Source organism: Mesorhizobium sp. KACC 23794 (genome assembly GCF_052180275.1).
Taxonomy (GTDB): Bacteria; Pseudomonadota; Alphaproteobacteria; order Rhizobiales; family Rhizobiaceae; genus Kumtagia.
The window spans coordinates 5,013,253-5,032,656 of record NZ_CP197465.1; the positions used below are offsets into that span (position 1 = coordinate 5,013,253).

At 64.5% G+C, this 19,404-nt stretch carries 21 protein-coding genes and 1 pseudogene; 10 read left to right on the forward strand and 12 right to left on the reverse strand.

Going from position 1 to position 19,404, the window contains the following annotated elements; genetic code table 11:
• Nucleotides 1-61: 61 nt before the first annotated feature.
• Together pdxH and ACSBOB_RS24625 are read left to right on the forward strand one after the other, a co-directional pair.
• Entirely contained in the window at nt 62-676 is a 615-nt protein-coding gene (gene pdxH, locus ACSBOB_RS24620) for a pyridoxamine 5'-phosphate oxidase (RefSeq protein ID WP_442578689.1), read from the forward strand.
• Nucleotides 677-688: 12 nt separating this feature from the next.
• Nucleotides 689-1,162 carry a VOC family protein gene (locus ACSBOB_RS24625; protein WP_442578690.1) on the forward strand — a complete coding sequence of 158 codons (474 nt, stop codon included), beginning with the start codon at nt 689-691 and terminating at the stop codon, nt 1,160-1,162.
• Nucleotides 1,163-1,215: 53 nt separating this feature from the next.
• Here ACSBOB_RS24625 and ACSBOB_RS24630 read toward each other — a convergent pair whose 3' ends face one another.
• Nucleotides 1,216-2,154, reverse strand: coding sequence for an adenylate/guanylate cyclase domain-containing protein (locus ACSBOB_RS24630; protein ID WP_442578691.1), 939 nt, complete (start codon nt 2,152-2,154; stop codon nt 1,216-1,218).
• Between the two features lie 210 nt (nt 2,155-2,364).
• On the opposite strand from ACSBOB_RS24630, the gene ACSBOB_RS24635 reads away from it, so the two are divergent.
• Nucleotides 2,365-2,805, forward strand: a complete 441-nt coding sequence (locus tag ACSBOB_RS24635; protein ID WP_442578692.1) for a BA14K family protein — start codon at nt 2,365-2,367, stop codon at nt 2,803-2,805.
• 103 nt (nt 2,806-2,908) lie between these two features.
• Here ACSBOB_RS24635 and ACSBOB_RS24640 read toward each other — a convergent pair whose 3' ends face one another.
• Together ACSBOB_RS24640 and ACSBOB_RS24645 are read right to left on the reverse strand one after the other, a co-directional pair.
• Nucleotides 2,909-3,664 carry a crotonase/enoyl-CoA hydratase family protein gene (locus ACSBOB_RS24640; RefSeq protein ID WP_442578693.1) on the reverse strand — a complete coding sequence of 252 codons (756 nt, stop codon included), beginning with the start codon at nt 3,662-3,664 and terminating at the stop codon, nt 2,909-2,911.
• A 15-nt stretch (nt 3,665-3,679) separates the two neighbouring features.
• Nucleotides 3,680-5,452 (reverse strand): acyl-CoA dehydrogenase, encoded by a 1,773-nt coding sequence (locus ACSBOB_RS24645; RefSeq protein WP_442578694.1) that lies wholly within the window; start codon nt 5,450-5,452, stop codon nt 3,680-3,682.
• Between the two features lie 145 nt (nt 5,453-5,597).
• Between ACSBOB_RS24645 and ACSBOB_RS24650 the strand changes: the two genes are divergently transcribed.
• Entirely contained in the window at nt 5,598-5,822 is a 225-nt protein-coding gene (locus tag ACSBOB_RS24650) for a hypothetical protein (protein WP_442578695.1), read from the forward strand.
• A gap of 50 nt (nt 5,823-5,872) precedes the next feature.
• On the opposite strand, the pseudogene ACSBOB_RS24655 reads toward ACSBOB_RS24650, so the two are convergent.
• A pseudogene (locus tag ACSBOB_RS24655) lies at nt 5,873-6,707 on the reverse strand (IS5 family transposase).
• Between the two features lie 215 nt (nt 6,708-6,922).
• Here ACSBOB_RS24655 and ACSBOB_RS24660 point away from each other — a divergent pair.
• Nucleotides 6,923-7,549 (forward strand): hypothetical protein, encoded by a 627-nt coding sequence (locus ACSBOB_RS24660; protein WP_442578696.1) that lies wholly within the window; start codon nt 6,923-6,925, stop codon nt 7,547-7,549.
• Between the two features lie 172 nt (nt 7,550-7,721).
• Here ACSBOB_RS24660 and arsC read toward each other — a convergent pair whose 3' ends face one another.
• From arsC to ACSBOB_RS24685, 5 genes are all read right to left on the reverse strand, one after another.
• Nucleotides 7,722-8,072, reverse strand: a complete 351-nt coding sequence (gene arsC / locus ACSBOB_RS24665) for an arsenate reductase (glutaredoxin) (RefSeq protein WP_442578697.1) — start codon at nt 8,070-8,072, stop codon at nt 7,722-7,724.
• Entirely contained in the window at nt 8,069-9,343 is a 1,275-nt protein-coding gene (gene purD / locus ACSBOB_RS24670; protein WP_442578698.1) for a phosphoribosylamine--glycine ligase, read from the reverse strand. The genes arsC and purD overlap by 4 nt, the downstream gene beginning before the upstream one ends.
• A 90-nt stretch (nt 9,344-9,433) precedes the next feature.
• Nucleotides 9,434-9,706 carry a Txe/YoeB family addiction module toxin gene (locus ACSBOB_RS24675; protein WP_442578699.1) on the reverse strand — a complete coding sequence of 91 codons (273 nt, stop codon included), beginning with the start codon at nt 9,704-9,706 and terminating at the stop codon, nt 9,434-9,436.
• The gene (locus tag ACSBOB_RS24680) at nt 9,703-9,957 is read right to left on the reverse strand and encodes a type II toxin-antitoxin system Phd/YefM family antitoxin (protein WP_442578700.1); all 255 of its coding nucleotides are present in this window, start codon (nt 9,955-9,957) and stop codon (nt 9,703-9,705) included. Before ACSBOB_RS24680 ends, ACSBOB_RS24675 begins: the two co-directional genes overlap by 4 nt.
• Nucleotides 9,958-10,095: 138 nt before the next feature.
• Nucleotides 10,096-10,326, reverse strand: a complete 231-nt coding sequence (locus tag ACSBOB_RS24685; RefSeq protein WP_442578701.1) for a hypothetical protein — start codon at nt 10,324-10,326, stop codon at nt 10,096-10,098.
• A 153-nt stretch (nt 10,327-10,479) separates the two neighbouring features.
• On the opposite strand from ACSBOB_RS24685, the gene ubiA reads away from it, so the two are divergent.
• Nucleotides 10,480-11,472, forward strand: a complete 993-nt coding sequence (gene ubiA, locus ACSBOB_RS24690; protein WP_442578702.1) for a 4-hydroxybenzoate octaprenyltransferase — start codon at nt 10,480-10,482, stop codon at nt 11,470-11,472.
• A gap of 313 nt (nt 11,473-11,785) precedes the next feature.
• Here the strand turns inward: ubiA and ACSBOB_RS24695 are convergent, their stop codons facing one another.
• Nucleotides 11,786-12,352 carry a DUF6101 family protein gene (locus ACSBOB_RS24695; RefSeq protein WP_442578703.1) on the reverse strand — a complete coding sequence of 189 codons (567 nt, stop codon included), beginning with the start codon at nt 12,350-12,352 and terminating at the stop codon, nt 11,786-11,788.
• Nucleotides 12,353-12,860: 508 nt separating this feature from the next.
• Between ACSBOB_RS24695 and ACSBOB_RS24700 the strand changes: the two genes are divergently transcribed.
• From ACSBOB_RS24700 to ACSBOB_RS24710, 3 genes are all read left to right on the forward strand, one after another.
• Nucleotides 12,861-15,071, forward strand: a complete 2,211-nt coding sequence (locus ACSBOB_RS24700; RefSeq protein WP_442578704.1) for a choice-of-anchor Q domain-containing protein — start codon at nt 12,861-12,863, stop codon at nt 15,069-15,071.
• A gap of 32 nt (nt 15,072-15,103) precedes the next feature.
• Nucleotides 15,104-15,247: a hypothetical protein gene (locus tag ACSBOB_RS24705; protein ID WP_442578705.1), complete on the forward strand. Its 144-nt coding sequence runs from the start codon at nt 15,104-15,106 to the stop codon at nt 15,245-15,247.
• A 98-nt stretch (nt 15,248-15,345) separates the two neighbouring features.
• A complete protein-coding gene (locus ACSBOB_RS24710) occupies nt 15,346-15,738 on the forward strand; it encodes a GFA family protein (RefSeq protein WP_442578706.1) in 393 nt (130 codons plus the stop codon).
• A 60-nt stretch (nt 15,739-15,798) separates the two neighbouring features.
• Here ACSBOB_RS24710 and ACSBOB_RS24715 read toward each other — a convergent pair whose 3' ends face one another.
• On the reverse strand, nt 15,799-17,307 hold the full coding sequence (locus ACSBOB_RS24715; protein ID WP_442578707.1) for a winged helix-turn-helix domain-containing tetratricopeptide repeat protein: 1,509 nt from the start codon (nt 17,305-17,307) through the stop codon (nt 15,799-15,801).
• A 133-nt stretch (nt 17,308-17,440) separates the two neighbouring features.
• Between ACSBOB_RS24715 and ACSBOB_RS24720 the strand changes: the two genes are divergently transcribed.
• Nucleotides 17,441-17,689 carry a DUF1127 domain-containing protein gene (locus ACSBOB_RS24720; RefSeq protein ID WP_442578708.1) on the forward strand — a complete coding sequence of 83 codons (249 nt, stop codon included), beginning with the start codon at nt 17,441-17,443 and terminating at the stop codon, nt 17,687-17,689.
• Nucleotides 17,690-17,969: 280 nt separating this feature from the next.
• On the opposite strand, the gene ACSBOB_RS24725 is transcribed toward ACSBOB_RS24720, so the two are convergent.
• Nucleotides 17,970-19,400 carry an FAD-binding oxidoreductase gene (locus ACSBOB_RS24725; protein WP_442578709.1) on the reverse strand — a complete coding sequence of 477 codons (1,431 nt, stop codon included), beginning with the start codon at nt 19,398-19,400 and terminating at the stop codon, nt 17,970-17,972.
• Between the last annotated feature and the right edge of the window lie 4 nt (nt 19,401-19,404).

Consider the following 19,404-nt stretch of genomic DNA (forward strand, 5'->3'; position numbering starts at 1 on the left):
CTTGCGCGCCTCGCAACAATCGGCAATCTCCCCGCACTGCCGGAACGAATGGAAGCGGAGAATGAGCCAGAGCGGGTTAACAACAGGTGACTTCACCGAAAGCACCGAGCCGTTCCGGCTTTTCGCCGAATGGCTGGAGGACGCGACGAAGAGCGAGACGAACGATCCCAACGGCGTCGCGCTGGCCACCGTCGATGCCGACGGCCTGCCTGACGTGCGCATGGTGCTGCTGAAGGGTTTCGACGAGCGCGGCTTCGTCTTCTACACCAATTTCGAAAGCGCCAAGGGCCGCGAAATCCTGGGAAACATGAAGGCGGCAATGTGCTTCCACTGGAAGTCGCTGCGCCGGCAGGTGCGCATTCGCGGGCCGGTCGAGATCGTCAGCGATTCGGAAGCTGACGACTACTACGCCACCCGCCCGCGCGGCAGCCGCATCGGCGCCTGGGCGTCGAAACAGTCGCGGCCGCTGGAAAGCCGCTTCGCGCTGGAAAAGGCGGTCGCCGAATACACGGCGAAATATGCGATCGGGACTATTCCGCGGCCAAAACACTGGTCGGGCTTCCGCATCATGCCGTCATCGATAGAGTTCTGGCACGACCGGCCGTTCCGCCTGCATGACCGCGTGGTTTTTACGCTCGACGGAGACGGCTGGTCGAAGGCGCGGCTCTATCCGTAGGAACTGGTGGGGATGGACGACCCGTTCCGTCACGCGACCCTTGGCTCGGGCATCTTCTACAAGGATCCGCGCGCCGCGCTGGACTGGCTGGAGGCTGCGTTCGGTTTCCGGCGCAGCATGGTGGTGAGCGACGCCGCCGGCAGGCTGGTGCATTCCGAGATGCGCTTCGGCGACGCCTATATCATCGTCGATTCGGAATGGACGGAACGGGTCGCAAGCCCGGCCTCTGTCGGCGGCCGCAACACGCAGTCGGTGTATCTGCGGTTGTCGGAAGGCCTCGACGCGCATTGCGAGCGGGCGCGGGCAGCCGGCGCGGTGATCGTGAAGGAACCGGAGGACCAGTTCTACGGGGAGCGGACCTATCGCGCCGTCGACCCGGAAGGACATCTTTGGACCTTCGCGCAGACGGTCCGGCATGTGCCGAAAGAAGAAGCCGAGGCGCTCAGCGGCATGACCATCGACGGCTGGCATTTTCCTGAAAAATAGGGCCGTCGCCCGCGGGCGATTGAAATTGCGCCGCAATCCGCGACGTGGAGATGTCAGGCGCTTCTGCGCATCGCCCAGCGCAGGCCGGCGACAAACGCCAGCACAAGCAGCGGCCAGACCGCCCAGAACTGCCCCTGCCAGGTGAACATGTTGATCGCCACCAGCGCCACGGCGATCACGCCGGTCGTCGCCTGCGCCCTGTCGACCTGGCTGGTCCGCCGCGCCCAGGACAGGCCGGCCACGACGGCGATGACCAGCAGTGGCCAACGCGCCCAGAACACTTGGGAAGACGAAGCGAGGTTTATGCCCACCAGCCCGGCGCTGATCACCAGCAAGGTGGCGAACTTCCTGTCGATACGGATTCCCGCGACGCTGAACCAGGGCCGCGCGGCGGACTGCGCGCCCGGCCTTGGCAACCCTGGCGCCGCCCCGGCCGGCTGGCTGCCGAACTGCACCGGTGCCGCTACCGGCGCGCCGATGCGTACCGCATAGCTCGGGATCGCCTCGTCGATGTTCTTAACCGCGAGATTGCCGAGGAATTCGAAGCCGACCGACATCTTGTTGCGCACCTGATCGTAGACGGTGTTGGAAATCAGGATGCCGCCCGGTTGCGCCTCGCTCTGCAGGCGAGCGGCGATGTTGACGCCGTCTCCGTAGATATCGGTGCCGTCGACGATGACGTCGCCGAGGTTGATGCCGATGCGGAAGAACATGCGCGTGCCGTCCGGGCGCCCGGCATTGTGGGTGGCAAGCTCGTTCTGGACATCGACCGCCGCGCGCACGGCGGCCACGACGCTCGGGAACTCGGCGATGACGCCGTCGCCCCAGGTGTTGACCACGCGGCCATTATGCGAAGCGATCAGCCGCGACATCGCGTCGCGATATGTCTTCAGCGTGGCGAAGGTGCCTTCCTCGTCGACCTCCATCAGCCGCGAGAAGCCCTGAACGTCGGCGGAAAAAACGGTGGTCAGCTTGCGGTTGGCAGTGTCCATCGTCCTGCTTTTCCTCTCCAGCCATCCCGCCGCAGCCCCTGGAAAATAGGCGCTGCGGCGGTTGCGTTCAACACTTGTCGTGTCCGCCAGCCACGCATCCCGCTGTTTCGGTTCGTGCGCCCGGATTACAAAGATTTAATGGCAACCCGCGGGTTTCGGCGCCGTTGATTCAGGCGCCCCGCAGCGGGCGCCTGTCCTATGAGGTTCGAAATGAACAAGCTCCTGTGCACTGCCTGCGCGGCGGCGATGTCGCTCGCCGCAATGGCTTTCACCGCTCCGGCCCACGCGATGGGCGGACCTTCCCTCAATTCCGACCAAGCCTACGTCACCGATGTGCGCTTCGACCATGGCTGGCATGGCGGCGGCGGCTGGCACGGCGGCGGGTGGCATGGCGGCGGCTGGCGTCATCCCTATTATCGCCACGGCTGGGGCGGCGGTTATGGCGGCTGGTGGGTCCCGCCGGCAGCCGGTTTCGTCACCGGCGCGATCATCGGCAACGCGCTTGCCGCGCCGCCTGTGTATGAAAGGGTCGTGCCGGCCGGCAATGAGCATGTCCGCTGGTGCTACGAGCACCATGCCGGCTACAACCCCTACAACAACACGTTCCGGGACGGTTACGGCTACCGGCATGTGTGCTACGCGCCGGTGTGATCGCCTGAGCGTGACCGGACGCCGAGCGCTGCTACCCAGCGGCTTGAGGATCGGCTTACATCGTTACCCGGCGAACCGCGCCATAGCGGGGCCGGGTATTTCCTCAGGCGCTCTTTTTGCGCGCCAGGAACGCGGCAAAGGCGCTGCGCGCCTCGTCGGACTTCAGCCGGGCGCGAAAATGCTCGCCCTCCTCCTGGATGCGCGCGACGACCGCGTCGCGCGGACCGCGCATCAGGTCGCGCGCGATCCTCAGCGCCTGCGGCGGTTTCGCCGCGATTTTTTCAGCCATGGCGAGCGCCTCGGCCTCCAGCCGGTCCTCGGCAACGACGGCATGGATGAGACCGGCGGCCAGCGCGCTTTCGGCGGGCAGCGGCTCGCCGAGGCACAGCAGCGCGAAGGCCCGCTGATGGCCGAGCAGTTTTGGCGCAAGCAGGCTCGAGGCAGCTTCCGGCACCAGGCCAAGATCGACGAAGGGCGTGTGGAAGGCGGTTCGCGGCGTGGCGATCGTGACGTCGCAGTGCAGGTTGAGCGTCGCGCCGATGCCGACCGCTATGCCGTCGACGCCGGACACCAGCGGCTTTTGCGCCTGCGCCAAGGCCAGGAGGAAATCCCAGACCTCGTTGCCGCCCTCGCCGCCCATGGCAACCGCCATGAAATCGGCGAGGTCGTTGCCGGCGGAGAACGCGCCGGGCACACCGAGGAAGACATGGACGCGCACCGGCGGGTCGGCTTCGCCGGCGGCCAACGCGGCAGCCATGGCGGCATACATGGCGCGGGTGATGGCATTCTTCTTGTCAGGCCGGTTCAGGCGGATGATCTGAACCGCGCCGCGCCGTTCGATCAGGATGTGGTCGGTCATCGTATCTCCCCAGGCTCAGGCGAAAAGGGCCTTCGCGGCGGCTTCCAGGCTCGCGCCGCCGTCGACAGCGCGCTCGCGCAGCGCGGCGCTCTCACCGACAAGATTTTCGGCAAAGAACCGGCAAAGCGCGATGCGCTCGGGCGCGGCGGACGCAACCGCCGCCCGTGCCAGAAAAGCGCCGCCCGACGCCAAGGCAAACAGCCTGAGGTAAGGCGTGGCGCCGGCCAGCGCCGACTGCCCGCGCCCATCCGCCTGCATCGCGAGCAGATCGTCCGTCGCGGCGGCCAGATCGTCGATCGCTGCTTCGAGCTTTTCGGCACTGCGACCCAGCCCGGCGAAGTTGGACCCGCGCAGCGCATCGACGTCCCGCCGCAATTCCGCAAGATAGCCGCGCATATGGTCGCCACCCGACTGCGGCAGTTTTCGCGTCACCAGGTCGATCGCCTGGATGCCGTTGGTGCCCTCATAGATCGGCGCGATGCGGGCATCGCGCAGCAGGGCGGCCGCGCCCGTCTCCTCGATGAAACCCATGCCGCCATGCACCTGTACGCCGATGGACGCGACATCGACGCCAACATCGGTGGAAAACGCCTTGGCCACCGGCGTCAGAAGATTGGCGCGCTCCTGCCAGAAGGCCGCCCTGTCCCCGCCGGCCCGCGCCATGTCGATGGCATGGGCGCAGGAATAGCTGATGGCCCGCGCCACGCGCGTCAGCGCCTGCATGGTCAACAGGTTGCGCTGCACGTCCGGATGATGGACGATCGGCGCCATGCCGTCGCCGTGATAGGATGGCGCCTTGCCTTGCCGGCGCTCATTGGCATAGGCGAGCGCCTTCTGGAACGCGGCCTCGGCAACGGCCACGCCCTGCATGCCGACCGCCAGCCTGGCGTTGTTCATCATGGTGAACATGCAGGCGAGGCCCTTGTTCTCCTCGCCGACCAGCCAGCCGACCGCACCCGCGGGCCGATCCTTTGCGAAACCGTCGCCATAGATCATCGTGCAGGTGGGCGAGGCGTGGATGCCGAGTTTGTGCTCCAGCGACGAGCAGAACACGTCGTTGCGCGCGCCGGGCGATCCGTCCCCGTCGACCAGGAATTTCGGCACGAGGAACAGCGATAAGCCGCGCGTTCCGGCCGGCGCGTCTGGCAGGCGCGCCAGGACGAGATGCACGATGTTGTCGGTAAAATCGTGCTCGCCATAGGTGATGAAGATTTTTTGGCCGAAGATGCGGTAGGTGCCGTCGCCGGCGCGCTCGGCCCGGGCACGGAGCGCGGCGAGGTCGGAGCCGGCCTGCGGCTCGGTGAGGTTCATCGTCCCCATCCACTCGCCGGACACCAGTTTTGCCAGATAGGTCGCCTGGAGTTCGGGCGAGGCATGCTTGTGCAGCGCTTCGACAGCGCCCATGGTCAGGGTCGGGCCGATGCCGAAGGCCATGGAGCCGGAGTTCCACATCTCGATCGCCGCGACGGCAAGCATGGTGGGCAGGCCCTGCCCGCCGAACTCGCCGGGACCGGACAGCGCGTTCCAGCCGCCCTCGATCCAGCGGCGGTAAAGCGCCTTCCAGCCGTCGGGCATGCGTACCGTGCCGTCTTCGAGCACCGCACCCTGCCGGTCGCCAGCGGCGGACAGCGGGGCGATTTCCTCGGTGGCGAAACGGCCTGCCTCGGCCAGTACGGCGTCGACAACATCCTCGCTGAGGTCTCCTGGCAGGCCCGCATCCAGCGCAGCCTTCAGCCCGGCGACATGCTTCAGCGTGAACGCGATTTCCTCGACCGGCGCGCGATACATCGGTAGTCCCTCCTCGCGGGACACGACTGCCCCAATGCCTTTCCGATAGGTATTTTTGACGTATACGTCAATTGAAGAGGCTCGGCACCGGCGGGATTCTGCGCTAAGGGAGACGCTGTTTCGTCCGATCGACAGAGGCCGCAAAATGCTTGCAAGACCCGAGACCCGCCGCTGCATCGAATGCGGCCTGCCCTACACCATGCCGGGCTTCAACTATCACCACGGCCAGATCGAGAACGGCCCGGCCTACTGGTCGGATCGCGGCATATTGTGCTCGCCCGCCTGCTCGCTGACGCATTTCAAGCGCCGCGAAGCGGAGGGAACGCAGCCGTCGATGCCGGCGCCGAATCCGTTCGAGTTCGGGCGGTAAAGCGGCGACCAAGCGACGCTCTCCAAAAAGTAAGAGTCTGTCCGGTATCTTCATAAAGGATTACAAAGCCTTCTGATCATGAGCCGGATGGAAGCTAGTTTGAGGAAGGCGAGCGCCTTGGTATTGAGACATTCCCAATCCTTGGCTAGACGCCGGCAGCGGTTGAACCATGCGAAGGAGCGCTCCACGACCCAGCGTTTCGGCAGCACGACAAAGCCCTTTGCCTGATCGCAGCGCTTGACGATCTCGACGTTCAGTTTCTTGATCGCCTTCCCCACCCCTTCGCGGAACACCGCTCCCTGATAGCCGCCGTCGGCATAGAGTTTGAGCAGGAAGGGAAACAGCCCGAACAGGCTCGCCATCACCAGCACGCCGCCGTCGCGGTCCTGGACATCGGCGGCATGCACGAGCGCATGCATCAGGAAGCCTTGCGTATCGACGAGAATGTGCCGCTTCTTGCCCTTGATCTTCTTGCCCGCATCGTAGCCATGCGGGTCGTGTGCCCCCTTTTTCGGCGCTTTTGACGCTCTGGCTGTCGATAATGGCGGCGGTCGGGGAAGCATCCCGCTCCGCTCTCTCCCGACAGGCGACGTAAAGGGCATGATGGATGCGGTCGAGCGTACGGTCCCAGGTCCACAGATCGAAATAGTCGTAGACCGTCGAGCGTGGCGGCAAATCCTTGGGGATCGCCCGCCACTGGCAGCCGCTCGACAGCACATACATCAGCCCGTTGACCACCTCGCGCAGCACAACCCGCCGCCTGCCGCCGCCCGGCTTACCAGGCGGGACCAGCGGCTCGATCAGCGCCCATTCCTCGTCCGTCAGATCGCTCGGGTAGCGTAGATGATCACGGTTGTAGCGAGCGCGGTTCTCAACGGTCCACATCGGCGCCTCCTGTCGAATCACCGCCAATCAAGGAATCACAACCGATTCCAACCCCGCAACCCAAAATCCGCTAACCGATTCTACCGATTCACAAAGCTCCCGGACGGACACTAAGACAAAGCCTTCTAACGATGACTTCTTCCCTACGTGCAAGACGGTTTGGTGTTGAGACGGTCGCAATCCCAGGTCGGAGCGGCCGGTCTGGAACGACACTAATGAAGATTTTCGATGGCAATGTCCAGGTTGGTGAATACGAACGAAACTATCCCAGTTTTGGTAAAACGACGTTTGAGCCTTTTCCAATAGGCGACTCGTGGTACGCGCTGTATTCACAGGACTATACTGCCACACGAATAATGAGCCTTCCTGACTGCAAGGACATTGGTGGGGAAGAGCCTGCGTCTCACGGCTTCTGCCCTGTCGAACTCTATGTGCCCATCTACAAAAAGGTGACTTGGAAAATCAGGGAAACCGGCGAGGAAAAGGAGGATTGGCGGTTTGAGGAATTACTTGAAAAGGATGGCGAACCCAAGGACTCCGATTGGCACGAATTGATATCAGTAAGCCCGTGGCAATCTCTGTCGACCGGCTTTGTTGCCGGATGCGTTTGGGGCGACGACAATACATGGAAAGTCCAAGTTTTCGACCTCTCAAGCGCCGCAGAGGGTGTGCTTGAACGTTCGGAGCGGTTTGGCCATGTTGAACTCGTTAAGAATATGTCTTTGAGGGAAGCGCTCCGTTTTGACCGCTTCATGCCCCATTGGGAATTACGGGCAACACTTATACGTCGGGAGCGGCGGGATGTTGCTTCCGGCGCCCTCATTGATCCCTATGATGAATAGTGCAACTTGTCTCTCTTGATTGCGCGACGGATCGGACCGATGAGCGTTTATAATTATCTCTTGCTGCTGGTGCCTGTCATCGGTATCGCCGCCGTCCTGGTCGCTCTGCGTTGGCACGATGCAACGCTGAAGGACCGTTTGCATTCCGGCGAATGAGGCTATGCGCCAGAGGTCACCGCAGAAACGGCTTCACCTTGTCGCCCGGCCTCGCCAGAACCGTGCCCTTGGGCGTCACCACGATCGGCCGGTTGATCAGGATCGGGTGCTTCAGCATGAAGTCGATGATCTGGTCGTCCGTCCATTTCGGATCGGCGAGGTTGAGCTTCTCAAAAACCTTCTCGTTCTGGCGCAGCAGGCCGCGCGGCTTGATGCCGAGCGCGGCGATCAGCTCCTTCAATTTCTCGCGGGTCGGCGGCGTGACCAGATATTCGACGATCGTCGGCTCGATGCCGGCCTGCCGGATCAGGTCGAGCGCCAGCAGCGACGACGTGCATTTCGGGTGATGGTAGATCGTGACGCTCATGCGTTCTGCTCCCTTCCAATGGCCAGAAAGCCGATGTCGCGGCGGCAGAATCCTTGCGGCCAGTCGATTGCGTCGACTCCCGCATAGGCGCGCGCCTGCGCCTCGGTGACGGTCTTGCCAGTCGCGGTGACGTTCAACACGCGGCCGCCATTGGCGACAAGTTTTCCATCCTTCTCCGCGGTTCCGGCATGAAAGACCTCGACGCCTTCGGGGACGCGGTCCAGCCCGGAAATCACGCTGCCCCGCTCCGGCGTGCCGGGATACCCATTTGCCGCCATCACGACTGTAAGTGCTACCTCGTCACGCCAGCGTGCCGACAAATGCGCGAGCTGGCCGTCCGCCGCGGCCGACAGCAGCACGAGAAGATCGTCCTTCAGCCGCATCATCAGCACCTGGCACTCGGGATCGCCGAAGCGGACGTTGTATTCGATCAGTTTTGGCCCGTCGGCGCCGATCATCAGGCCGGCGAACAGCACGCCGGAAAACGGCGAGCCCAGTTCTGCCATGCCGCGCATGGTGGGCTCGATTATCTCGCGCATGGTGCGGTCGACCATCTCCAGCGTCATCACCGGCGCGGGCGAATAGGCGCCCATGCCGCCGGTGTTGGGGCCGGTGTCGCCCTCGCCCACCCGCTTGTGGTCCTGCGCGGTGCCGAACGGCAGGGCGGTCACGCCGTCGCACAGGCAGAAAAAGCTTGCCTCCTCGCCAGTCAAGAATTCCTCGACGACGACCTCGGCGCCGGCCGCGCCGAAACTGCCGTCGAAGCAGGCAGCCACCGCCGCCACGGCTTCCTCGACCGTCATCGCCACCGTCACGCCCTTGCCGGCGGCGAGCCCGTCGGCCTTGACGACGATCGGCGCACCTTGCTTGCGCACATAGGCGGCGGCATCTTCCGCATTGCCGAAGCGGCCATAGGCAGCCGTCGGAATGTCAAACCGCGCGCACAGATCCTTGGTGAAACCTTTGGACCCTTCCAGTCGTGCCGCCGCTTTCGAGGGGCCGAAAACACGGATGCCGACGGCGCGCAGATCGTCGGCAAGCCCTGCCACAAGCGGCGCTTCTGGGCCGACCACGACCAGATCTATTCGCTTTTCCTTGCAGAAGGTGGCAACCGCCGCATGGTCGCCAATGTCGAGAGCGGCGATCTCGGCTTCTCTTGCGATGCCCGGATTGCCCGGCGCGGCATAGAGTTTTGTCAGCATCGGCGACGCCGAAAGCTTCCACGCAAGCGCGTGCTCGCGTCCGCCGGAGCCGATCAAAAGAACATTCATGCCGAAACCACCTCGCAGTCGGTTGCGGCCCACCCGCTATTGGCGATGCGGCGGCGGGTCAAGCCTGATGCGGCGAAAGACCGATGCACATCACCGCCTGTAGTGGAAGCGGCACGAGGCGATCTCGATCGACTGGGTCTCACCGGTGCCGGCGACACGATAGACCAAGCGATGTTCGTGATTGATGCGACGTGACCACCAGCCCGACATTTCGTTGCGAAGCGGCTCGGGCTTGCCCAGCCCAACAAACGGATGACGTGTCGCGTCCGAAATCAGTTCGTTTATCCGCTCGGCGACAACACGATCCTGTTCCTGCCATTGCAGATAGTCCGACCAGGACGATCGGGAGAAGATGATCCTCACGGGTCGATCAGATCGCGTTCGGTTCCTTTGCCGGCATCAAGTTCGGCGATCGATTCCAGAAGGCGTTCTGCATTTGCCGGGCTGCTGAGAAGGTAACTTGTCTCCTTCATCCCCTCCCAGTCCGCAAGGGAAACGATCACGGCCGGCTCGTGGCCCTGGCGGGTCACGATGAGTTCGGCCCGGTCATTCTCAACTTTGTCGAGATGCGTGGCCAGGTTGTTGCGCAGATCGGTGAATGTGACATAGGGCAAGGGATATCCCTCCGCTCGTTTCTGTACATATATGCGTACAGATTTCGATCGGCAAGACTGAACCGGGATTGCCGATGCCGGAAACGAAAGCGCCCCGCGCCTAATTCGCCGACTTATCCGATTGCGGAAAACAACCGATCAGAACCTTTGCGCCGACCGCTGGTCCGGCAGGTGCTCGCAGCGGATTTTCATGTATTCGTCGGGCCGACGGCCGATCGCCGCCGTGCTGGCCACAATCGCCTGCCCCTGCATGGCGCAGGTCATGATGCTCGTCACCTGCGGGCCGCTGATCATGTCGAGCGCGGTCTCGCGCTGGCAGTCCTGCGGCGACACGTTCGTGGAACAGATGAGTATCAGAATGCGGAGCATGCACTTCACCCCAAGCCAGTGAATCTGCCTCCCGCTCGCAGACTGCATGAAATTTGCTGCAATGCAAAATGAAATTTTGCGTCGCAGCATTACTGAAAGTGTGCGGCAACGCGCTGCTTGACGGGACCCTCCCCCCCTGCCACTCAATCGGCCATGGAAACCATCCAGTCCCGTTCCGGCCAGGGCCGGGTTGCCGACACGCCGAGCCGCCATTGGGTCTATCGCCTGTTGCCGCGAGGGCTTTGGCCTTATGCGCAACTGGCGCGGTGGGACCGGCCGATCGGCTGGCAGTTGCTGGTGTTGCCATGCTGGTGGTCGGCGGCGCTGGCGGCCAGCGCCTATGCGCGGCCGGGCGACACGCTTGAGAGCCTGTTGCCGTCGCCCTGGGTGCTTTTCCTGTTCCTGGCGGGGGCGGTTGCCATGCGCGGGGCGGGGTGCACCTATAACGATATCGTCGACGAGGACATCGATGCGGGGGTGGAGCGCACGAGGTCGCGGCCGTTGCCGTCGGGCCACGTGAGCCGGCGGCAGGCCTGTATTTTCCTTGTTATTCAGGCACTTGCCGGGCTGGGCGTGTTACTGCAGTTCAACAGTTTCGCCGTCCTGGTCGGGCTCGGATCGCTCGTGGTGGTGGCCGCCTATCCGTTCATGAAACGAATCACCGACTGGCCGCAACTCGTTCTGGGGCTTGCGTTTTCCTGGGGCGCGCTGATGGGGTGGGCGGCCGAGTTCGGCGACATCGACGGGCCGGCGATCCTGCTCTATGCCGGCTCGATCATGTGGGTGATCGGCTACGACACGATCTACGCGCACCAGGACAAGGAAGACGACGCGCTGGTGGGCGTGCGTTCGACGGCGCGGCTTTTCGGTGAGAATACAAAGGCTTGGCTGATCGGACTGTACGCCGGGGCGCTGGCCTGTTTCGCATTGGCCTTCGCCGCGGCGGAAGCGCCCTTGCCGGCGCTGGCGGGGCTAGTTGCGGCGGGAGCGCATATGGCGCGGCAGGTGTGGGTGCTGGACATAGACGATCCGAAACAGTGCCTGGCGCTGTTCCATTCCAACAAAATCGTCGGATTGCTGATTTTCCTCGGCCTGATCGGCGGCGCGGTCTGGGTCGCGCTCAAGCCCGCGGTCGCTCTATACTAATTTATCGTAACGATTCAGCGACTTACCGGCGTCCACCGCGACAAAAGGAACACAGTCGTCGTCGTGCGATCACCGGCGCGGAAGGCGCCTCCCTCACGGCGTGAAGTCCACAATATGAAGTGATTTCAGAAGCCTGGCCGGCACACACCGCGAAAACCGCGTACTGGACTTCAAACACATGCCCAAAACTGCGGAACGACCCGCTTTTCGGAGCGATTCGGCGTGCCGGCGGCGCATTTCGCGTTGACGATTTTTATCTTGCCCGGACGGGCGGCGCCTGCGGGCGAAGGTCGCCCGCAAGGTCCTTGTGCGTTCAGGACGGAGAGATGATCTCCTCGCCCTCCACCACCAGCCGCAACCCGAGGTTGCCGGTCCGGCGGCGCATGAGGAAGCGAGGCCGGCGCTGGCTGGTCGACCTGCCCTGGCGGCGCATCTGCGGCGGCATCGGGCGGATCGCCTTGCCGAGCGATTCTTCCAGCGGGCGGGCGACGCCGTCGGCTTCGACCAGCAGCATGGGAAGACTGTAGGCCTCCGACCAGGCGCGCCAGTCGGCGGCGACGTCGTCGAGGTCGTCGGCCACCAGCAGCGGCACCGACAGCATGGGGTCGCCATGCATCAGTTCCAGCGTCACCGTGACGCTGCCGCGATCGTCTTCCAGAGCGCGCGCCGCCACGCCGCGGAAAGCGCGCGCCGGCAGAGCGACCGTCACCGGAAGGCCGCTCCTGTCGAGGATGCGGCGCAACACCGCGCCGCGATGGTCGATCGTGAAGGTGACATCGCCAAAGTCGTCGCGTGTCGCGTAGCTCACCATCTGCGGCAGGCGGGATGGGTCGAGGCGCATGTTGCGTCCCGCCCAGACTGGCTTCAGCCCGGTGCTCATGTGTTGCCGTCTCCTGTTACTCCCGAGAGCCGGTTTTCCGGTCTCCCTGCCCCGGTTGTCCCGGGCTCTTTATGGAGATGACGATAGCGCGGCGACCCTCCCCGCCCGCTTAAGAAAGTCGGTTAAATTTTGCTGATCCGTCCGATGGTTAGCGGAATCCAACCGGGTGCAAGGAAGCGGAAAGGTGTGTCTACGCACGGTAAATTGCCTTAGCTGCCGTAGCGCGACAATTCGAATGGCGCGGCGCAACAATTCGGGTTGCACGGGTTTTAAGCTTACAGTGCCGCCGGCTTCCTGGCGCCAGAGAAGGACTGGCCAACTCACACGTTGCATAAGCCCTGCCAACAAAAGACTGGCTTGTGAGCCCGGCTAAGTTCGGGCACGATCGTGCATGGTCAGGTCTGTACAGGTATGCAACTGCGAAAGAACGTTCGGCGGGACCTTTGACGTAGCCGGCAGCACATGATGGTCTTGCGACCATTCGAACGCGATCTTGAGGGGGTTCGTCGTGGCGACTTTTATCGTGACCAATACCAACGATTCCGGAAGCGGTTCGCTGCGCGAGGCGATCGGCCTCGCCAACGCCAATGCCGACCCGGACACCATCAAATTTGCCTCCGCGCTCGCCGGGCAGACGATCGCGCTGACGACACTCCGCCTCGACGTCTCGACCGATATCACCATCGACGGCGACGTGAACGGAGACGACAAGGCCGACATCACGATTTCGGGCAGCGACGCCTTCCAGATCTTCAATATCACCGGAGGTTCAACGGACGTCACGCTGGCCAGCCTCGACCTGACCAAGGGTCGCGTTGGCGGTAGCAATGGCGCGGCGGTTGCTTTTAATGGCGGAACCCTGACCGTGGTCGACAGCACGATCTCGGACAGCGTTGCCGCCTCCAACGGCGGCGGTATTGGGGTGATGTCCGGCACACTGGCGGTCGTCAAGTCCACGATCTCCGGCAACACGGCGGAGCTTGGCGGCGGCGTGTATGTCGCCAATGGCGTTCAAGCCATCTTCGTGAACGCGACCATCGTTGACAATCATACCCAATTCGCCGGCGGCGGCATCGCCGTCGAATTGGGTCTCATTGTCAACGAACTGACGATCCAGAGCAGCACCATCACCGGCAACAGCGCCGGCACCGGAGGCGGTGGGCTGTATTTTTCGAATAGCCTCGTCGCCATCACCAACTCGGTGATCGCCGGCAACACGGCGACAACCGACGCGGACGTGTATGCCGGAAGCGGCGATCTTGTCGCCGATCACAGCTTCTTTGGCACGACAATCTCAAGCTACACGGACAAGGGCGGCACCATCAACGGCGGCGGCGACCCGGTGCTTGGCGGTCTGCTCGACAATGGCGGCACGGTGCTGACGCTTTCGCCGCTCGACGGCTCGCCGCTGATCGGCGCGGGCGGCAACGCCGGCCTGCCGGCCGACAGCTTCGACATCGACGGCGACGGCGACATGACGGAGCTCCTGCCGCTCGATGCGCGCGGCGGAACGCGCGTGGTCGGCACCACGGTCGACATCGGCGCCGTCGAGCAGATCGTCGACGAGACCATCGGCGGCACGGCGGCGGCCGACACCATCGTCGGCGGATTGGGCAACGACATACTGCGCGGTGGCGCGGGCGGCGACACGATTGACGGGGGCCTTGGCGTCGACACCGCGGACTATTCGGGGTCCGCGCTCGGCGTCAGTGTCAATCTCAACCTCGCCATACCTCAGATTTCGTCCGGGGATGCCCAGGACGACATTCTGACCGGCATTGAAAACCTCAGAGGTGGCGGTCTGGTTGACCAACTGACCGGCGACTTCGGGGATAATGTGCTCGACGGCCGCGCCGGCGCAGACATTTTGAGGGGCTTCGGCGGCAACGATCTCTTCTACGTCGATAATGTCGGCGACATGGTCCTTGAAGCAGCCGGCGAGGGTTCCGACCAGGTCGCGGCGCGAGGCGACTATGCGCTTGGGGCGGGCCAGGACATCGAATGGCTCAGCACCACCAACTCCGGTGCGGTACGCAGCATCAACCTGAAGGGCAATGAACTTGCCCAGACGATCGTCGGCAACAACGGCAACAACTGGCTTCACGACGGCGGTGTTGGCGGCGCCGATAGCCTTTGGGGCCGCGGGGGCAATGACTATTACACGGTCTATAATTCGGCTGCCATCATCGTCGAAGGCAGGGGCCAGGGCGACTTCGACCGTGTGGCGGCAGGGGTGAACTATACGCTCGGCGAACGCGTGGCGGTCGAATCGCTGCGAACGACCAGCATGCATGCCACATACAGCATAGCCTTGACCGGCAACGAGTTCGCCCAGCAGATCATCGGTAACGATGGCAACAACCGGCTGGACGGCAAGGGCGGCAACGACACGATCCAGACCGGCCTCGGCAACGACGTTGTGGTGTTCTCGGCCGCGCTTGACGGCAGTGCCGACACAATCACCGACTTCATCGTCTCCGACGATCAGATTGCACTGGACGATTTTGTATTCACGGCGCTTGGCCTCGGCGCACTGGACACATCCGCCTTCAAGGACGTCGCCCTGGCGCCAATGGATGCGGACGATCGCATCATCTACAACTCCAACACCGGATCGCTGTTTTACGACGCGGACGGGCTCGGAGGAGCGGCGGAAGTCAAGTTCGCGTCTGTCTCGATCGGCCTTTCCCTGACCGCTGCCGATTTCGCGGTGACCTGAGTGGAAGCAGACATAGGCGTATGATCTGCTCCGTGCCGGCGTCCCTTGCCATAGCGCTGGCGGTCTGTCTGGCCTTCCCGCTGACCGGACTGGCGCTGGTGCTGTTCGCGGTCGTCGATTTCCTGCTCCCAAGACATCTCAAGGAAGCCGGCGGGGAAGCGGTCGGCATCCCGTAAACAGGCTGTCCAGGGAAACAGGCCGGGCCGCGCGGTTTGCGGTCCGGCAGGGTTCGTTGTAACCGGTACGACCGCCCGATGCTGGAGGAGACGCAGGCATGGACGAATTCACCGGCGGATGCTCGTGCGGCAATGTGCGCTTCGTGGCGTCGGGACGACCGTACCGGGTCGGCCTCTGCCACTGCCTCGACTGCCGCAAGCACCATGGGGCGCTTTTTCACGCCTCCGCGATCTTCCCGCAGGATGCGGTGACGATCGAGGGCGAGACGCGCGACTATGCCGGGCGGCACTTCTGTCCGCGCTGCGGTTCGTCCGTCTTCGGGCGCAGCGCGGACGAGGTCGAGGTGAACCTGGGATCGCTGGACGCCCCGGACCAGTTGAGGCCAACCTACGAAAGCTGGACCGTGCGCCGCGAATCCTGGCTGCCGCCGTTTCCGCTGGCGCGACGGTATGAGCGCGACCGCGATACTGGGAGCCGCTTCGAGGAGTAGGCGCGGACTGCGCGGGGCGCTTTTGGGCGGGCGGGATGCGTGCCTTGCCGAGCCCGAGCCTCACTCCGGCAGGCCGGCCTTGCGAAATCCCTCGACGCAATGCGCCAGCACCGCTTCGTCGCGAAAAGGCTCCGTCGCAGCCCAATGGCGGATGGAGAAATGTGGGTTGCCGACGAGGAAGAGTTCGGCCTCGGCGCGTGCCTCCTCGAGCCGGCCGAGTTGGGCAAGGCTTGCCGCCAGGAAGCGGCGCGAGCTTGTGCGATAGGTCTCGTCGCGGCGCAGCGTCTCGACGGCGGCCTGGTAGTCGCCGGCGGCGTATTGCGCCTGGCCGAGCGCCAGATAATACCAGCTCGCGGGGAACGGGTTCAGCCGGAACGCCTTCTGGATGTACTCCAGCCCCTCGGCGACACGCCCGGCCAGGACCGTGACGTCGGACAGCGCCGCGAAGGTGTCGGCCTCGTTGGGGTCGAGCTCGACCGCCCTGGCGAATTCCGCGTCGGCCTCGGCGAAGCTGCCGTCATAGGCGAGCAGGTAGGCCAGGATCCAGCGGCAGCCGGCATCGTTGGGGTCGATCGCAACGGCTTTTCGCGCCAGTTCCAGGGCGACGCCACGGGTGGGTTCCGTCGGCCCGCCCGAATGCACCCATCCCATCCAGTGGTTCACGGCCAGCCAGCGATAGGCCTCGGCATAATGCGGGTCGAGGGAAACGGCGCGCGTCAGCATCAGATGCGCTTCCTGCGCGGCCTGCGGCGTGTCGTCCATCAACCGGCGCGCCCGCACGCAGAGGTCGTAGGCCTCGAGATTGCTCGGCCGGTGGCGCGGCGGCGGGCTGCGCAGCCGGCCGAGCAGCGCCTCCACGATCCTGGTCGCGACCTCGTCCTGGACGGCAAAGATATCGTCCAGGCCGCGGTCGAAACGTTCCGCCCACAGATGCTCGCCGCTCGCCGCGTCGACCAGCTGGGCGTTTATGCGCACCCGCCCCGCGGCGCGGCGCGCGCTGCCCTCCAGCAGGTAGCGCACGCCAAGCTCCCCGGCGATCGCACCCATGTCCGCCGCCTTGCCCTTGTAGGCGAAGGCCGAGTTGCGGGCGATGACGAACAGGCCGGCGGTCCTGGACAGGTCGGTGATCAGGTCCTCGGTCAACCCGTCGGCGAAGGAGTCCTGCTCGGGATCGTTGCTGACATTGACGAAAGGCAGCACGGCTATCGACGGCTTGTCGGGCAGCGGCAACGGATTTCGCCCAACGCCAAGCCGTTCGATGGCGCCGGCGAAACGGTAGCCGACGCGCGGAACCGTGGCGATCCATTCGCCGGTCCCCTCCCCGGCCGGGCCAAGCAGCTTGCGCAACTGCGCGATCTGGACGGTGAGGTTGCCTTCCTCGACGGCCATGCCCGGCCATGCCGCGTCCATCAGCTCGGCCTTGCCGAGGATTTCGCCGGGCCGTCCCGCAAGCGCCGCAAGCAGCTCCAGCGCGCGGTGGCCGATGGCTACGGGGACATCGTCCCGAAGGAGCGTTCCCGCACCCGGATCAAGCACGAACGGACCAAAGCCAAGGCGCGATCCCTGCATGCGGCTGATATAGCCGGTTTGGAAGTTTTTAGAACTCTTTGGGAGGGCTTAATTACGGCGCCCTTCATGTCCGGCAGAATCCACCTTCTTTCAGCTCGAGGGCCTTCGGGCCTGCAAACCCATGGAGGTTGTCATGAACGATATTTTTGCACCGATCCTGCAGGCAACGCGACCCGGAATATCCGCGGGACCGAAGGCAGTGCCGCGTCGGCACGGCGGCCTGGCGACCTTGCTAAACCTGCTCGCGACCTGGGAGGAGCGAAGACGCTTCCGCTGGGAGCTGGAGCAGAAGTCGAAGGCCAGTCCGCATCTGATCGACGATATCGGGCTGACGGAACGGCAGGTCGAGGCGGAGGTCGCCAAGCCCTTCTGGCAGGCATAGGCCGGATGCCGCAAACGCTGCGTTTCGATCCGTGTTGGCGGGCAATCAGCCAGGGGTATGAGCGTTCACGTCCGCCCGGCATGGCAGGAACCGGGCGCGGCAAGAAACGTTGTGGCGCAAAGGAGCCTTGCCATGCACTCGATGCCGCCGCGGCCTTTTCCCGACCCCGACCCCGCGCCCGATCCTTCGCCGTCGCCGGTGCCGCCGACCGGACCGATCCCGGTGCCGCCGGTCCGCACGCCGGGCTGAGACTATCGGCGCCGCCTGCTGCCGACGCGCGTCAGATCACCTTGCCGGGGTTCATGATGCCGGCCGGGTCGAAGGCAGCCTTGATGCGCCGCATCAGGTCCAGCCCGACCACCGGCGCGGTCGCCGCCAGTTCGTCGCGCTTCAGCTGGCCGATGCCGTGCTCGGCGGAGATCGAGCCGTTAAGGTCGCGGACGATGTCGTGGACCGCCTTGTTCATCGGCCGGTAAAGCGACAGGAACGATGCCGGGTCGTCGCCGACCGGCTGCGAGACGTTGTAGTGCAAATTGCCGTCGCCCATGTGGCCGAAGCAGACGACACGGGCATCCCTGCTCACCGACGCCACTGCCACCGCGGCGCGTTCGATGAATTCCGGCACGGAGGCGACTGGGACGGAGATGTCGTGCTTGATCGAGCTGCCCTCCGGCTTCTGCGAATCCGAGATGTCCTCGCGCAGCTTCCAGAAGGCGCCGGCCTGCGCCAGGCTTTCGGCGATGACGGCATCGCCGACCAGGCCTGTCTCCAGCCCCTCGCCCAGCACCTCCTCGATGGTGGCGCGCGCATCCTCGGCCGAACGGCCGGATGAGATTTCCATCAGCACGTACCACGGCCAGTCGCCCGCCAGCGGCGCGATGGAGCCCGGCAGATGCCGCAGTACGAATTCGATGGGACGCCTGCCGATCAGCTCGAAGGCGGTCAGCCCGGCCCCGGCGCGGTCGAGGGCGCGGCCGAACAGCTCGAAAGCGGCCTGCGGTGAATCCAGTCCGGCAATCGCCACCTCGCGGCCGCGCGGTTTTGGAAAGAGCTTCAACACGGCAGCGGTGATGACGCCCAGCGTGCCCTCGGCGCCGACGAACAGGTTTTTCAGATCGTAGCCGGTATTGTCCTTCTTGAGCTTGCGAAGGTCGTCCAGAACCTCGCCGTTGGGCAGTACGACCTCGACGCCGAGGCAAAGCTCGCGCGCATTGCCATAGGCCAGCACGGCGGTGCCGCCGGCATTGGTGGAAAGATTGCCGCCGATCTCGCAGGAGCCCTGCGAGGCGAGCGACAGCGGGAACATGCGCTCCACCTTTTCCGCCGCGTCGTGCAGCGTCTGCAGGATGACGCCGGCGTCGACGGTGATGGTGTTGGAGAGTGGATCGACCTCGCGGATGCGGTTCAGCCGCGACAGCGACAGCACGATCTGACGGCCGCTGCCGTCCGGCACGCCGCCGCCGACCAGCCCGGTGTTGCCGCCCTGCGGCACGATCGCGGTCTTCGTCTCCGTGGCGAGCTTCAGGATGCGGCTGACTTCGTCGACGCTGCCGGGCCTCAGCACCAGCCGCGACAGGCCGGGATAAAGCCCGCGCCGTTCGGCGACAAAGGGTTTTATGTCGGTCTCGGCGCGCAAGGCGTGGTGCTCGCCGACGATCGCGACGAAACGGTCCAGCACGGCGGCGAAGGCGGCATCGTCGGAGAGCGGCATAACG